The 14,587-nt window shown below is 62.1% G+C and carries 16 protein-coding genes; 15 read left to right on the plus strand and 1 reads right to left on the minus strand.

Going from position 1 to position 14,587, the window contains the following annotated elements:
- Positions 1 to 334: 334 nt before the first annotated feature.
- From F8N80_RS01520 to F8N80_RS01560, 9 genes are all read left to right on the plus strand, one after another.
- Positions 335 to 1,702 carry a cache domain-containing protein gene (locus F8N80_RS01520; protein WP_150783065.1) on the plus strand — a complete coding sequence of 456 codons (1,368 nt, stop codon included), beginning with the start codon at positions 335 to 337 and terminating at the stop codon, positions 1,700 to 1,702.
- Between the two features lie 32 nt (positions 1,703 to 1,734).
- The gene (locus F8N80_RS01525) at positions 1,735 to 2,367 is read left to right on the plus strand and encodes a response regulator (RefSeq protein WP_150744340.1); all 633 of its coding nucleotides are present in this window, start codon (positions 1,735 to 1,737) and stop codon (positions 2,365 to 2,367) included.
- 376 nt (positions 2,368 to 2,743) lie between these two features.
- Positions 2,744 to 3,334, plus strand: a complete 591-nt coding sequence (locus tag F8N80_RS01530) for an amino acid synthesis family protein (RefSeq protein WP_150744353.1) — start codon at positions 2,744 to 2,746, stop codon at positions 3,332 to 3,334.
- Positions 3,335 to 3,379: 45 nt separating this feature from the next.
- The gene (locus F8N80_RS01535) at positions 3,380 to 4,213 is read left to right on the plus strand and encodes an alpha/beta fold hydrolase (protein ID WP_150744354.1); all 834 of its coding nucleotides are present in this window, start codon (positions 3,380 to 3,382) and stop codon (positions 4,211 to 4,213) included.
- Positions 4,210 to 5,691 (plus strand): aldehyde dehydrogenase, encoded by a 1,482-nt coding sequence (locus F8N80_RS01540; RefSeq protein WP_150744355.1) that lies wholly within the window; start codon positions 4,210 to 4,212, stop codon positions 5,689 to 5,691. Before F8N80_RS01535 ends, F8N80_RS01540 begins: the two co-directional genes overlap by 4 nt.
- 12 nt (positions 5,692 to 5,703) lie before the next feature.
- Positions 5,704 to 6,189: a flavin reductase family protein gene (locus F8N80_RS01545; protein WP_150744356.1), complete on the plus strand. Its 486-nt coding sequence runs from the start codon at positions 5,704 to 5,706 to the stop codon at positions 6,187 to 6,189.
- Between the two features lie 133 nt (positions 6,190 to 6,322).
- Positions 6,323 to 6,712 (plus strand): carboxymuconolactone decarboxylase family protein, encoded by a 390-nt coding sequence (locus tag F8N80_RS01550; RefSeq protein WP_064677219.1) that lies wholly within the window; start codon positions 6,323 to 6,325, stop codon positions 6,710 to 6,712.
- Between the two features lie 84 nt (positions 6,713 to 6,796).
- Positions 6,797 to 7,549, plus strand: coding sequence for a GntR family transcriptional regulator (locus F8N80_RS01555; RefSeq protein WP_150744357.1), 753 nt, complete (start codon positions 6,797 to 6,799; stop codon positions 7,547 to 7,549).
- A 2-nt stretch (positions 7,550 to 7,551) separates the two neighbouring features.
- The gene (locus F8N80_RS01560; RefSeq protein WP_150783066.1) at positions 7,552 to 8,115 is read left to right on the plus strand and encodes an NUDIX hydrolase; all 564 of its coding nucleotides are present in this window, start codon (positions 7,552 to 7,554) and stop codon (positions 8,113 to 8,115) included.
- A gap of 186 nt (positions 8,116 to 8,301) precedes the next feature.
- Here the strand turns inward: F8N80_RS01560 and F8N80_RS01565 are convergent, their stop codons facing one another.
- Positions 8,302 to 8,598 carry a DUF1330 domain-containing protein gene (locus F8N80_RS01565; RefSeq protein ID WP_150783067.1) on the minus strand — a complete coding sequence of 99 codons (297 nt, stop codon included), beginning with the start codon at positions 8,596 to 8,598 and terminating at the stop codon, positions 8,302 to 8,304.
- Between the two features lie 71 nt (positions 8,599 to 8,669).
- Between F8N80_RS01565 and ribBA the strand changes: the two genes are divergently transcribed.
- The 6 genes from ribBA to F8N80_RS01595 all read left to right on the plus strand — a co-directional run bounded on the left by ribBA (position 8,670) and on the right by F8N80_RS01595 (position 14,463).
- A complete protein-coding gene (ribBA, locus tag F8N80_RS01570; RefSeq protein ID WP_150783068.1) occupies positions 8,670 to 9,776 on the plus strand; it encodes a bifunctional 3,4-dihydroxy-2-butanone-4-phosphate synthase/GTP cyclohydrolase II in 1,107 nt (368 codons plus the stop codon).
- Between the two features lie 112 nt (positions 9,777 to 9,888).
- The gene (locus F8N80_RS01575; RefSeq protein ID WP_150783069.1) at positions 9,889 to 10,365 is read left to right on the plus strand and encodes a hypothetical protein; all 477 of its coding nucleotides are present in this window, start codon (positions 9,889 to 9,891) and stop codon (positions 10,363 to 10,365) included.
- Positions 10,366 to 10,508: 143 nt separating this feature from the next.
- The gene (locus F8N80_RS01580) at positions 10,509 to 11,534 is read left to right on the plus strand and encodes an ABC transporter substrate-binding protein (protein ID WP_150744361.1); all 1,026 of its coding nucleotides are present in this window, start codon (positions 10,509 to 10,511) and stop codon (positions 11,532 to 11,534) included.
- Positions 11,531 to 12,475 carry an ABC transporter permease gene (locus tag F8N80_RS01585; protein ID WP_191632846.1) on the plus strand — a complete coding sequence of 315 codons (945 nt, stop codon included), beginning with the start codon at positions 11,531 to 11,533 and terminating at the stop codon, positions 12,473 to 12,475. Before F8N80_RS01580 ends, F8N80_RS01585 begins: the two co-directional genes overlap by 4 nt.
- A gap of 6 nt (positions 12,476 to 12,481) precedes the next feature.
- A complete protein-coding gene (locus F8N80_RS01590) occupies positions 12,482 to 13,291 on the plus strand; it encodes an ABC transporter permease (protein ID WP_150783070.1) in 810 nt (269 codons plus the stop codon).
- 17 nt (positions 13,292 to 13,308) lie between these two features.
- Positions 13,309 to 14,463 (plus strand): ABC transporter ATP-binding protein, encoded by a 1,155-nt coding sequence (locus F8N80_RS01595; protein WP_150744364.1) that lies wholly within the window; start codon positions 13,309 to 13,311, stop codon positions 14,461 to 14,463.
- The last annotated feature ends 124 nt before the right edge of the window (positions 14,464 to 14,587 follow it).

Below are 14,587 nucleotides of genomic sequence, written 5' to 3' on the forward strand. Positions count from 1 at the left end.
CGGAGCTGGCCCAATATCCGCGCATGGCGTCCACAAATAAATCCGCGTTACTACGTACGCGCCCTCTACGTAGTTCTACGTAGGCACCCCGATCTGTCGGTTGAAACACAACCCCTGTAGGAGCGGGCTTGCTCGCGAATGCGGTACATCAGACGACATCGATTTTGAATGACAGATTGCATTCGCGAGCAAGCCCGCTCCCACAGGGGGTTTGCATTTCAACCGACCCAGATCCCGGCAGCAGGTCATTCCGTCCACCACCGCTACTGGCCGCGCACCTCTTTGGCATATCATGCCGGGCCATCGCCCTCCTTCGGCCCGGTCAGGAGCCCAGATGCAGCTCAAACACAAAATCGTCGCGCTCGGTATCCTGCCGCTGGTATTGGCCATCGCCGTCATCTGCGCGCTGGTGATTTCCCTGAACCGTCAACTGGGCGATCAACAGGCACAGCTGATCGAAGACAGCATTCTGGCCAGCAAGCGCGCCGAGCTGAAAAACTACGTCGACATGGCGCAAAGCCTGATCGCCCCGCTGTACGACGACGGCCATGGTGACGCGCGCGCCCAGCAACAAGTGCTGGAAGAGCTGCGCAAGCTCAGCTTCGGCGTCAATGGCTATTTCTTCGTCTACGACCGCGAGGGTCGCAGCCTGATGCACGCGCGGCAGTCGGACCTGGTCGGCAAGGATTTGTGGGACATGAAAGACCCCCACGGCCTGCCGGTGATCCAGGCGTTGCTCGACACTGCGCAATCGGGCGAAGGCTTCCAACGGTACGCCTGGAACAAACCCTCCTCCGGTCAGGTGACCGACAAGCTCGCCTATGTGGTGATGCTGGATCGTTGGGGCTGGATGCTCGGCACCGGTATCTACCTGGAAGACGTGGAACGCGCCACCCGGCAGGCCCGTGACGAAGTGGCCATGGGCATCCGCAAAACCATGCTGGCGATTGCCGCCGTGGCGCTGGTGGCGGTGTTGTTCGTGTTCGCCAGCGGCATGACGCTGAACGTCAGCGAGCATCGTCTGGCCGACAAAAAACTGCAGCGCCTGACCCAGCGCATCGTCAGCCTGCAGGAGGAGGAGCGCAGCCGGGTTTCCCGTGAGCTGCACGACGGCATCAGCCAGGTCCTGGTCTCGATCAAGTTCCAGTTCGAACTGGCCAGCCATGTGCTGGAGAATGGCCAGGGGCAAGCCAAGGGCCTGGGCATTCTAAGAGAAGCCACGCAACGCCTGGGGGATGCGATTGGCGAGGTTCGCAGCCTGTCCCACGACCTGCGCTCATCCTTGCTCGACACCCTGGGCCTGCCGGCGGCGATCGGCCAACTGGCTGCCGAATTCGAGCAGCGCAGCGGCCTGGTGGTGACCTACGACGACAATGAATTCGCCTGCGACCTGGTCGATGGCGCCGCGGTCTCGCTGTTTCGCATCGTGCAGGAAGGCCTGACCAATATCGAGCGCCACGCCCGGGCCAGGAATGTTTCCATTACCCTGCACGGCTCTGAAGACTGTGTACGCCTGACGGTGGTCGATGATGGTATCGGCTTCAACGTCGCCCAGGTCGAACGTCGTCACGCCGGCATCGGTCTGCGTAATATCCGCGAACGCGTCGAACATTTCGGCGGCCAATTCGCCCTGACTTCGATGCCGGGAAGAAGTGAACTGGACGTACTGCTGCCGATGAAAATGCCCGGCACACAACGCTGAGTCGTCCCCAACAACAAGAGTGAATGCCTGCAATGAACCTGCCCTACCCGATCCGCGTCGCCCTGGTCGACGATCACTCCCTGGTCCGCGACGGCATCAAAGCGCTGCTGGCGGTGATGGCGCCCCTGGAAGTGGTGGGCGAAGCCGAGAATGGCGCGGATGCCATTGAAATGGTCGGCCGCTGCAAGCCGGACCTGTTGCTGGTCGACATCAGCCTCAAGGACATGAACGGGCTGGAACTGACCCGGGTGCTGCGCAGCCAATACCCGTCGCTCAAGGTGCTGGTGCTGAGCATGTACGACAATAACGAATACGTGAGCGAGTCCGTCCGCGCCGGGGCCAGCGGCTATGTGCTGAAGAACTCGCCGTCCCGGGAAATCATTGCGGCAATCGAAGCCATCGCCAGTGGCGGCACCTTCTACAGTGCCGAAATCGCCCAGCGGCTGATTGCCGATAAAAGCATCGACAACGAACTGACACCCCGCGAGAGCCAAGTGCTGTACAAAATGACCCAAGGGTTGAACAACAAGGAAATGGCCCGGGAACTGGATATCAGTGTGCGCACCGTGGAAACCCATCGCCTGAGCATCCGCCGCAAACTCAACATCGACAAACCGGCGGCGCTGGTCAAATACGCGATCGATCACGGGATTATTTCGCGCTAGAAGGTCTCGACGCAAAACCCGGCCTCACCAGCTAATGAGATCCCTGTGGGAGCCTGCTCGCGAAAGCGGTCTTCCAGCCAATAGGGCCGTCGCCTGACACGCCGCCATCGCGGGCAAGTCGGGACGCCGCACCGCCGCTCCCACAGTAACCCCCGCCGTACGTCGATTGGGTGTTCGCCAAAGATCCCTGTGGGAGCGGGCTTGCCCGCGATAGCGATATTCCAGCCAATAAACCTGTCGCCTGACACCCCGCTTTCGCGAGCCTGCCCCCTTTTTTAAACCGTCCGACCAGAAACTCATTCGTGGGACTTGTGCTTCCGGTATTATGGTATACCATCAGACGCACAGACACCCAAAACCTCCTACGGAGCAGCTCATGAGTTTCGAAATCCGCAAGATCGTCAGCTACGTCGAAGAAACCTTCATCGAAGGCGGCAAGGCCGCTGACAAACCGGTGACCATGGTCGGCCTGGCCGTCGTCATGAAGAACCCTTGGGTGGGCAACGGTTTTGTCGAAGACCTGAAACCACAGATCCGCGAGAACTGCTCCGACCTCGGCGCACTGATGGTTGAACGCCTGGTGGGCATCATCGGCGGCGCCGAGAAGATCGAGGCTTATGGCAAGGCGGCCGTGGTCGGCGCCGACGGTGAAATCGAGCACGCCTCCGCCGTCATCCACACCCTGCGCTTTGGCAACCATTACCGCGAAGCCGTGAAAGCCAAGAGCTACCTGAGCTTCACCAACAAGCGCGGCGGTCCGGGCACTTCGATCCAGATTCCGATGATGCACAAGGACGACGAAGGCCTGCGTTCGCACTACATCACCCTGGAAATGAAAATCGAAGATGCACCGCGCGCCGACGAAATCGTCGTGGTCCTGGGTTGCGCCGACGGCGGCCGCCTGCACCCACGCATCGGCAACCGTTACATCGACCTGGAAGAACTGGCGGCCGAAAAAGCCCAGTAATCCCGGTCAGCCTAACTACAACAAAAAGGCATGCAGGAGCGCTCCATGATTCGGCTCACCGCTGAACGCACCCCGGCTGGCACCAGTTACCTGGCGACCGGCCAAGGCCAGCCCGTGGTCTTGATCCACGGCGTGGGCCTGAACAAAGAAATGTGGGGCGGCCAAGTCGTTGGCCTGGCCACTAAATACCGCGTGATCGCCTACGACATGCTCGGCCATGGCGCCAGCCCGCGTCCGGCCAGCGGCACGCCGCTGCTCGGCTATGCCGACCAGTTGCTGGAGCTGCTCGATCACCTGCAGTTGCCCCAGGCGACGGTGATCGGCTTTTCCATGGGCGGACTGGTAGCGCGGGCGTTTGCCTTGCACTACCCGCAACGCTTGCAAGGCCTGGTGGTGCTCAACAGCGTGTTCAATCGCAGCGCCGAACAGCGTGCCGGCGTCATCGCCCGCACTGCCCAGGCGGCCGAGCACGGTCCGGATGCCAACGCCGAAGCCGCGCTGTCGCGCTGGTTCAGCCGCGAATACCAGGCGGCCAACCCGGCGCAGATTGCCGCGCTGCGCCAGACCCTGGCCGGGAACGACCCGCAGGGTTACCTGACCACTTATGAGCTGTTCGCGACCCAGGACATGTACCGCGCCGAGGATCTGGCGAGCATCCAGGTACCGACCCTGGTCGCCACCGGCGAACTTGATCCGGGCTCGACGCCGCAAATGGCCCAGCAATTGGCCGAGCGAATTCCCGGTGCCACGGTTGCCGTGCTCGCCGAGCAGCGGCATATGATGCCCGTAGAATCGCCGCGCCTGGTCAACCAGCTGTTGCTGGAATTTCTCGACAACGCGCACGCCCGACAAAACCAGATAAAGGGGATCGTTGCATGACACTCGCCTCCTTCCAGATGTGCATCGGCGGTGAATGGGTCGATGCCCTGTCCGGCAAGACCTTTGAAAGCCTGAACCCGGCCCTGGCCGAACCTTGGGCGCAACTGCCCGATGCCGATGAAGCCGATGTCGAGCGCGCCGTGCAGGCTGCGCAGACCGCCTTCGACAGCCCCGCCTGGCGCGGCCTGACCGCCACCGCCCGGGGAAAGCTGCTGCGGCGCCTGGGCGACCTGATCGCTGAAAACAAGGAACAACTGGCGCAGCTGGAAAGCCGTGACAACGGCAAGCTGATCCGCGAAACCCGCGGTCAGGTCGGCTACCTGCCGGAGTTCTTCCACTACACCGCGGGCCTGGCGGACAAGCTTGAAGGCGGCACCCTGCCCTTGGACAAGCCGGACCTGTTTGCCTACACCGTGCACGAAGCCATGGGTGTGGTCGCCGCGATCATTCCCTGGAACAGCCCGCTGTACCTGACCGCGATCAAACTGGCCCCGGCCCTGGCCGCGGGCAACACCATCGTGATCAAACCGTCCGAGCACGCCTCGGCGACCATTCTGGAGCTGGCGCGCCTGGCACTGGAAGCCGGCATCCCGCCGGGTGTGGTCAACGTGGTCACCGGCTACGGCCCAAGCACCGGTGCGGCCCTCACCCGCCACCCGCTGGTGCGCAAGATCGCCTTCACCGGCGGCGCTGCGACGGCGCGGCATGTGGTGCGCAGCAGTGCCGAGAACTTCGCCAAGCTGTCCCTGGAACTGGGCGGCAAATCACCGAACATCATCTTCGCCGACGCCGACCTCGACAGCGCGATCAACGGCGCGATCGCCGGAATCTATGCGGCTTCCGGCCAGAGCTGCGTGTCCGGCTCGCGGCTGCTGGTGCAGGACGAGATCTACGATGAATTCGTCGAGCGCCTGGTCGAACGGGCCAAACGCATCCGCATCGGCAACCCCCAGGAAGACAGCAGCGAAATGGGGCCGATGGCCACCGCGCAGCAACTGGCCGTGGTCGAAGGCCTGGTCGCCGACGCCATCGCCGAAGGTGCGCACCTGCGCCTGGGCGGCAAGCGTCCGGAGAATCTGGGCGAAGGCTGGTTCTACGAGCCGACCCTGTTCGAATGCGATAGCAACTCGATGAAGATCATGCAGGAAGAGGTCTTCGGTCCGGTGGCCTCGGTCATTCGATTCAAGGACGAAGCCGAAGCCCTGGCGATTGCCAACGACTCGCAGTTCGGCCTCGCCGCCGGCATCTGGACCCGCGACTTGGGCCGCGCCCATCGCCTGGCCCGGGACGTGCGCTCGGGGATCATCTGGGTCAACACCTACCGCGCCGTATCGGCCATGGCGCCGATCGGCGGTTTCAAGAACAGCGGCTATGGACGCGAAAGCGGCATCGATTCGGTGCTGGCCTACACCGAGCTCAAGACGGTGTGGATCAACCTTTCCCAGGCACCCATGCCTGATCCGTTTGTGATGCGCTAGGAGATTGGCGAAATGATCGAACCCGGCATCTACAAAGACGTCATGAGCTCGTTCCCTTCCGGGGTCACGGTGGTCACCACCCTGGACCCGGACGGCGGCATCGTCGGCATCACCGCCAGTGCGTTCAGTGCGCTGTCGATCGATCCGGCACTGGTGCTGTTCTGCCCCAACTACGCCTCTGACACGTACCCGATCCTGCGCGACAGCAAGCAGTTCGCGATTCACCTGCTGTCCGCCGACCAGACCGCCGAAGCCTATGCCTTTGCCAGTAAGGGCAAGGACAAGGCCAGGGATATCGAATGGCACCTCAGCGCCCTGGGCAATCCGTTGCTGGGCAAGGCGACGGCGATCATCGAGTGCGAACTGTGGCGCGAATACGACGGCGGTGATCACGCGATCATCGTCGGCGCGGTGAAGAACCTGATTCTGCCCGAGCAGCCGGTGACGCCGATGATCTACCACAAAGGCAAGCTGGGCCCGCTGCCCACCCTGGCTTGACGGGTTAACAAAAAAACCTGTGGGAGCGGGCTTGCTCGCGAATGCGGTCGCACCTTCAACACTGATGCTGACTGACACACCGCCTTCGCGAGCAAGCCCGCTCCCACAAGGGAACTGCGGTGAGAGGACGAACATGAGTAATGACAAGTACGAACAAGGCCTGAAAATCCGCACCCAGGTGCTGGGCGAGGCCTACGTGAAGCGCTCCATCGAGAACGCCGACGACTTCACCCGCCCGCTCCAGGAAATGGTCACCGAGTACTGCTGGGGCCACGTCTGGGGCCGCGAGGGTTTGTCGCTTAAAGAACGCAGCATGATAAACTTGGCGATGATTTCGGCCCTCAACCGGCCGCACGAACTCAAGCTGCATGTACGCGGCGCCTTGCGTAACGGGCTGAGTCGTGAACAAATACGCGAAATTCTGCTTCAGGTCGGTATTTATTGCGGTGTCCCCGCAGCCGTGGACAGTTTCCGGCTCGCCCGTGAAGCCTTCGCCGAAGCCGATGCCGAGGCCTCCAGTTAACCCTTGGCTGTTGTGACCGAGCACTGATGATCCACGGATCGAAGTGCTCTTTTTGCATGGACAGCCACATTCAGAGCGGACCCCATGAAACGCCTGCCACTCGACGACAGCTTCAAGGTCAATCGCAACCCCGTTACCCTGCGCGAAATCGTGCTGGATAAACTGCGAAGCGCCATCATGAACTTCCAGCTTCTGCCGGGAGACCGTCTGGTCGAGCGCGATCTGTGCGATCGCCTGGGCGTCAGCCGCACGTCCGTACGCGAAGCCTTGCGTCACCTGGAATCCGAAGGCCTGGTGGAGTTCGCCGACGCCAAGGGCCCACGGGTCGCGATCATTACCCTGGCCGACGCCGTCGATATCTATGAACTGCGTTGCGTGCTCGAAGGCCTGATCGTCCAGCTGTTCACCCTGCGCGCCAAGGCCAAGGACATCAAGGCCCTGGAAAAAGCCCTCGAGGAAAACCGCCAGGCCCTGAAGGAAGGCGAACTGCAGCAGGTGATCGATTCGGTGCAAGGCTTTTATGACGTGCTGCTCGAAGGCTCCGGCAACCATGTGGCGGCGCTGCAATTGCGTCAGTTGCAGGCGCGCATCAGCTACTTGCGCGCGACGTCGGTGTCCCAGGAAAACCGTCGCGGCTCGAGCAATCAGGAGATGGAGCGCATGGTCGAGGCGATCAAGAGCGGTAATCCGCTGGCCGCCCACCAGGCGTGTGTCGACCACGTACGCGCCGCCGCTGCCGTGGCCCTGGAATACCTCAAGCGCAAGCAGGAAGAGACCGGGGCGATCCCCGAGATCACCCTGCCGATCGCGCTGAAAGAACCGCGCATAGGTCGCTGATCATGTTCAGCCCGAGCTTTTGTCCAACATGCGGCGGCAATGACCTCAAGTCTCAGCTGCCACCGGGCGATACGCACGAGCGCCTGATGTGCCGCGGTTGCGGCTACATCCATTACATCAATCCGAAAATCATTGCCGGCTGCATCATCGAGCAGGACGGCAAGTATTTGCTGTGCCAGCGCGCCATCCCGCCGCGTCCCGGCACCTGGACCCTGCCGGCGGGTTTCATGGAAGGTGGCGAGACCACCGAACAAGCCGCGTTGCGCGAGGTCTGGGAAGAAAGCGGCGTGCGCGCGGAAATCCTCTCGCCCTACTCGATCTTCAGCGTGCCGAAGATCAGTGAGGTGTACATCATCTTCCGCGCCATCGCCCTGGAGATTACCGGCCAGTACGGGCCGGAAACCCTCGACTACAAATTCTTCGCGCCTGAGGATATTCCTTGGGACAGCATTTACTACCCGGCGATCCGGCAGATCCTCGAGCGCTATATCGAGGAGCGGCAGGCTGGGGTTTATGGCATTTACATTGGCAACGACGATACCGGCAAGATCCACTTCATTCGCTAGTGGCTTCCAACCGAATTTTTTTGGCTGTACACCGATCCTCCGTAGGAGCCAGGCTTGCCGGCGAAGGCGGCCTCATGTCCTGCACCGCCCATGAAGACGCCTTCGCCGGCAAGCCTGGCTCCTACAGGTGATCGGCGTACCTGCGCAAGATCCTGACTCGATCCAGGCGACGTAGAGCGCCATCGATCACACCGGCACCACCCCCTCCACGATAACGACCTGCGCCCGGGCCACCCCCTCGCGGTGCCGTTTCGCCTCCTGATATTCCTCCGATCGGTAACAGGCCAGCGCCTGCTCGTAGGAATCAAACTCGATCACCACATTGCGCTGCGCCGCAGGCCCGCCTTCCAGCGCCTCGCACCGCCCACCCCGGGCCAGCACCCGTCCGCCATACAAGGCGAAAGCCGCCGGCGCGCGCTGGGTGTATTGGCTGTATTGATCGGGATCGGTGACATCTACATGAGCAATCCAGTACGCCTTCATAGTGACCTCTCGGTTATTGTTGTATTATGGTATACCACAAAGTATTTCCATCAAACACTGAGAATCCCCATATGGCCTTCAACAGCATCGAAGAAATCATCGAAGACTATCGCCAAGGCAAGATGGTGCTCCTGGTCGACGACGAAGACCGGGAAAACGAAGGCGACCTGCTGCTGGCCGCCGACTGTTGCACGGCCGAGGCCATCAGCTTCATGGCCCGGGAAGCCCGCGGCCTGATCTGCCTGACCTTGACCGACGACCACTGCCAGCGCCTCGGTCTCGAGCAGATGGTGCCGAGCAACGCCAGCGTGTTCAGCACCGCGTTCACCGTGTCCATCGAGGCCGCCGTCGGCGTGACCACCGGCATCTCCGCGGCCGACCGGACGCGTACCGTCGCCGCCGCCGTCGCGCAAGGGGCGGGGCCCGCCGATATCGTGCAACCCGGCCACATCTTTCCCCTGCGCGCCAAGGAAGGCGGGGTACTGACCCGTGCCGGCCATACCGAAGCGGGTTGCGACCTGGCCCGCCTGGCCGGTTTCACGCCAGCCTCGGTGATCGTCGAAGTGATGAACGATGACGGCACCATGGCCCGTCGCCCGGACCTGGAAGTGTTCGCGCGCCGACATGCCATCAAGATCGGTACCATCGCCGACCTCATCCACTACCGTCTCAGCACCGAACACACCGTCGCGCGTATCGGTGAACGTGAATTGCCCACGGTGCATGGCACCTTTCGTCTGATCACCTACGAGGATCGCATCGAAGGCGGTGTCCATATGGCAATGGTGATGGGTGAGTTGCGCCGGGACGAACCGACGCTGGTGCGCGTGCATGTGATCGACCCGCTGCGCGACCTGGTGGGCGCCGAATACAGCGGGCCGTCCAACTGGACATTGTGGGCAGCCTTACAGCGAGTGGCCGCAGAAGGTCGCGGTGTGGTGGTGGTACTGGCCAATCATGAGTCGTCCCAGGCACTGCTCGAGCGGGTGCCGCAGCTAACGCAGCCGCCACGACAATTCAGTCGCTCGCAATCGCACATCTATTCTGAAGTGGGTACCGGCGCACAGATTTTGCAAGACCTTGGCGTGGGCAAGTTGCGCCACCTCGGCCCGCCGTTGAAATATGCAGGCTTGACCGGTTACGACCTGGAGGTGGTGGAGAGCATCCCGTTCGTGTAGGAGCCAGGCTTGCCGGCGAAGGCGTCCGAAAGAACACCTTCGCTTTTCGTAGGAGCCAGGCTTTCCGGCGAACGCGCCCGAAAGAGCGCCATCGCTTTCGTAGGAGCCACGCTTGCCGGCGAAGGCGTCCAAAAGCACACCTTCGCTTTTCGTAGGAGCCAGGCTTGCCGGCGAACGCGCCCGAAAGAGCGCCATCGCTTTCGTAGGAGCCAGGCTCGCCGGCGAAGGCGTCCGAAAGAGCGCCATCGCTTTCGTAGGAGCCAGGCTCGCCGGCGAACGCGCCCGAAAGAGCGCCATCGCTTTCGTAGGAGCCAGGCTCGCCGGCGAAGGCGTCCGAAAGAGCGCCATCGCTTTTGTAGGAGCCAGGCTTGCCGGCGAAGGCGCCCGAAAGAGCGCCATCGCTTTTGTAGGAGCCAGGCTTGCCGGCGAAGGCGTCCGAAAGAGCGCCATTGCTTTCGTAGGAGCCAGCGATACGGCGATCCGGCTTGCCGGCGAAGGCGCCCTTGAGGATGTCTTCGCCGGCAAGCCTGGCTCCTACGGACAATCCTCATCGCCAACAAAAAAACCGCTTTTGGCGGATAGCCGGTAAGGCAAAGTGCTTGCACAAAGCTTGGAATACCATAATATGATATTCCATAGACCGGACGACCTTACTGGCCTGATGGACCTACTGCTCCCCATAGGCGGGCACTGCAAAGCCCCGCTCATAAACACAACAATGAGGGCGTGAAAATGGTGTTGAACAAACGTGCAACCGCAATATTTTTTGCGGGACTGCTAAGCGTGACCAGCCAAGCGTCGATGGCGGCCGAAAGCGTCAACTTCGTCAGCTGGGGCGGCAGCACCCAGGATGCGCAGAAGCAGGCCTGGGCCGACCCGTTCAGCAAGGCCAGCGGCATCACCGTGGTCCAGGATGGCCCCACCGACTACGGCAAACTCAAGGCCATGGTCGAAAGCGGTAACGTGCAGTGGGACGTGGTCGATGTCGAAGCCGATTTCGCCCTGCGCGCCGCCGCCGAAGGCCTGCTCGAACCCCTCGATTTCTCGGTGATCCAGCGCGACAAGATCGACCCGCGGTTTGTCTCCGATCACGGCGTCGGTTCGTTCTTCTTCTCCTTCGTCCTCGGCTACAACGAAGGCAAGCTCGGCGCCAATAAACCTCAGGACTGGTCCGCGCTGTTCGACACCAAGACCTACCCCGGCAAACGCGCCCTCTACAAATGGCCAAGCCCCGGCGTGCTTGAACTGGCGCTGTTGGCCGATGGCGTCAGCGCCGACAAGCTCTATCCGCTGGACCTGGATCGCGCCTTCAAGAAACTCGACACCATCAAGAAAGACATCGTCTGGTGGGGCGGCGGCGCGCAGTCGCAACAGTTGCTGGCCTCGGGTGAAGTGAGCATGGGGCAGTTCTGGAACGGCCGGATCCACGCCCTGCAAGAAGATGGCGCCCCGGTGGGTGTGAGCTGGAAGCAGAACCTGGTCATGGCCGACATTCTGGTCATCCCTAAAGGGACGAAGAACAAGGCTGCGGCCATGAAGTTCCTGGCCAACGCCAGCAGCGCCAAGGGACAGGCCGACTTCTCCAACCTGACCGCCTATGCGCCGGTCAACGTCGACAGCGTGGCACGCCTGGATTCGGCGCTGGCACCTAACCTGCCGACTGCCTACGCCAAGGATCAGATCACTCTTGACTTCGCGTACTGGGCCAAGAACGGTCCGGCCATCGCGACACGGTGGAACGAATGGCTGGTCAAATGAAGATGACGGCAACCACGTCCCGTCAACCCACCCAGACCGGGGGCGCCGTGGGCGCTGCCGGCCCGGCTTCCGGCAAGGCGGCTGTGATGAACCAATCCCCTTCCCTGGCACAGCGCTGGCGCGGTTCGAGCAACCTGATCCCCGCCCTGCTGTTCCTCGGCCTGTTCTTTCTCGCGCCGTTGATCGGCCTGTTGCTGCGTGGCGTGCTGGAACCGGTACCGGGGCTGGGCAACTACGAGCAGCTGTTCGCCAACTCGGCCTATGCCCGGGTCTTGCTCAACACCTTCTCGGTGGCCGGCCTGGTGACGTTGTTCAGCCTGTTGCTGGGGTTCCCGTTGGCCTGGGCCATCACCCTGGTGCCAAAAGGCTGGGGGCGCTGGATCCTCAACATCGTGCTGCTGTCGATGTGGACCAGCCTCCTCGCCCGCACCTATTCCTGGCTGGTGCTGCTGCAAGCGTCCGGGGTCATCAACAAGGCGCTGATGGCGATGGGCATCATCGATCAGCCACTGGAGATGGTGCATAACCTCACCGGCGTGGTGATCGGCATGAGCTACATCATGATCCCGTTCATCGTCCTGCCGCTGCAGGCGACCATGCAGGCCATCGACCCGATGATCCTGCAGGCGGGTTCGATCTGCGGCGCCAGCCCCTGGACCAACTTCTTCCGGGTGTTCCTGCCGCTGTGCCGGCCGGGGCTGTTCTCCGGTGGCCTGATGGTGTTCGTGATGTCCCTCGGTTACTACGTCACCCCGGCACTGCTGGGCGGTGCGCAGAACATGATGCTGCCCGAGTTCATCATTCAGCAGGTGCAGTCGTTCCTCAACTGGGGCCTGGCCAGCGCCGGCGCCGCGTTGCTGATCGTGATTACGCTGGTGCTGTTCTACTTCTACCTGAAGCTCCAGCCGGAATCCCCGGTCGGCGCCAGCAACGCGAGGTAAGCCGTCATGCTCCTGACCCCCAATGCCATGAGCCGGCGCATGCGCTTCGGCCTGTACTTCACCACCGGCCTGATCGCGCTGTTCCTGCTGCTGCCGATCGTGTTCATCGTGTTGCTGTCCTTCGGCTCCTCCCAGTGGCTGGTGTTCCCGCCACCGGGCTGGACGCTGAAATGGTACGGCCAGTTCTTCTCCAATGCCGACTGGATGAACGCGGCCGTGGCCAGCCTCAAGGTCGCGGTACTGACCACCTTTTTCGCCGTGGCGCTGGGCCTGCCCACTGCTTTTGCCCTGGTGCGCGGGCGCTTCCCGGGTCGGGAAATGCTCTACGGCCTGTTCACCCTGCCGATGATTGTGCCGCTGGTGATCATCGCCGTGGCGGTCTACGCGCTGTTTCTCAAGCTCGGCTACACCGGGACCATGTTCGCCTTCGTGGTCAGCCACGTGATCGTCGCGCTGCCGTTCACCATCATCTCGATCATCAACTCGCTGAAGCTGTTCGATCAGTCGATCGAGGATGCCGCGGTGATCTGCGGTGCCTCGCGCCTGCAAGCGGTGTTCAAGGTGACCTTTCCGGCGATTCGTCCGGGCATGGTCGCCGGCGCCCTGTTCGCCTTCCTCGTGTCCTGGGATGAAGTGGTGCTGAGCGTGATGATGGCCAGCCCGACCCTGCAAACCCTTCCCGTGAAAATGTGGACCACCCTGCGCCAGGACCTGACGCCTGTGATCGCCGTCGCGTCGACGCTGCTGATCGGCCTCTCGGTATTGGTCATGGTCATCGCCGCCGCCGTTCGCCGGCGCAACCCAATCAGCGCCTGAGCGCCCAGGAGTACGACATGAGTGCAGTGATCAAAGATTCCCCGCAGCAAAATGACAAGCCCCTGGTCAGCCTGCGTAACCTGAACAAATACTACGGCGACTTTGCCGCCGTGGACGACATCTCGCTGGACATCAAGGACGGTGAATTCCTCACCTTCCTCGGCTCCAGCGGCTCCGGCAAAAGCACCACCCTGTCGATGCTCGCCGGCTTCGAAACCCCGAGCAGCGGCGAGATCCTGGTCAACGGCCAGTCGCTGGTCAACGTGCCACCGCACAAGCGCGACATCGGCATGGTGTTCCAGCGTTACTCGCTGTTCCCGCACCTGTCGGTACGCGACAACATTGCGTTCCCGTTGGCGATCCGCAAACTGGCCACTGCCGAGCGCGAACGCCGGGTCGATGCCATGCTCAAGCTGGTGCAGCTGGAACAATTTGCCCATCGCCGCCCTTCGCAACTCTCCGGCGGCCAGCAACAGCGCGTTGCCATTGCCCGGGCGCTGGTCTATGAGCCACGCATTCTGCTGATGGACGAACCCCTCGGTGCCCTCGACAAAAAGCTGCGTGAAGACTTGCAGGACGAACTGCGCCAGCTGCATCGGCGCCTCGGCATCACCATCGTCTATGTGACCCACGACCAGGAAGAAGCCATGCGCCTGTCCCAGCGCATTGCGATTTTCAGCCATGGCAAGATCGTCGGTTTGGGCAGCGGCTTCGACCTGTACCAGAATCCGCCGAATGCGTTTGTGGCTTCGTTCCTGGGTAACTCGAACTTTCTCAAGCTCAAGGCCCAGGGTAATGCGGTGGCTACGTTTGAAGGCCAGTCGCTGTCGATTCGCCTGACCGCCGGGCTGCAAACCGATCAGGATGTGCTGCTGATGGTGCGTCCGGAAAAGGCCCTGGCATTGAGTGTCGAGCAAGCCGCTCAGGAGCCGTTGGCAGCGGGCTGGAACGAGGTCTCGGCCAAGGTTGTGGAGGTGTTGTTCCTGGGTGAGAGCCAGACGTGCAGCGTGGTGACGTCGGGGGGAACTTCGATGACGGTCAAGGCGCTGTCGGCTGCTGGCATGCCGCTGAAGGCGGGTGATCCGGTGCGTGTGCGTTGGGCTACTGCGGATGCTTGTGTGTATACCGAGTGGGCTGAAAGTGATTTGAACAAGGCTGCCGGGGCTCATTGATTCAGCGTTGGCCCATGCCAGTGGGCCAGCAGTTACGTGTCACCCTCGGGTCGCCGCAACGTCGGGTTGCGGCGGCTTTTTTTTTGCCTGCTGCATGAAAGCGGCCCTGCCCGCTTTCGATTAT

The organism is Pseudomonas fluorescens (genome assembly GCF_902497995.1).
GTDB lineage: Bacteria > Pseudomonadota > Gammaproteobacteria > Pseudomonadales > Pseudomonadaceae > Aquipseudomonas > Aquipseudomonas fluorescens_BK.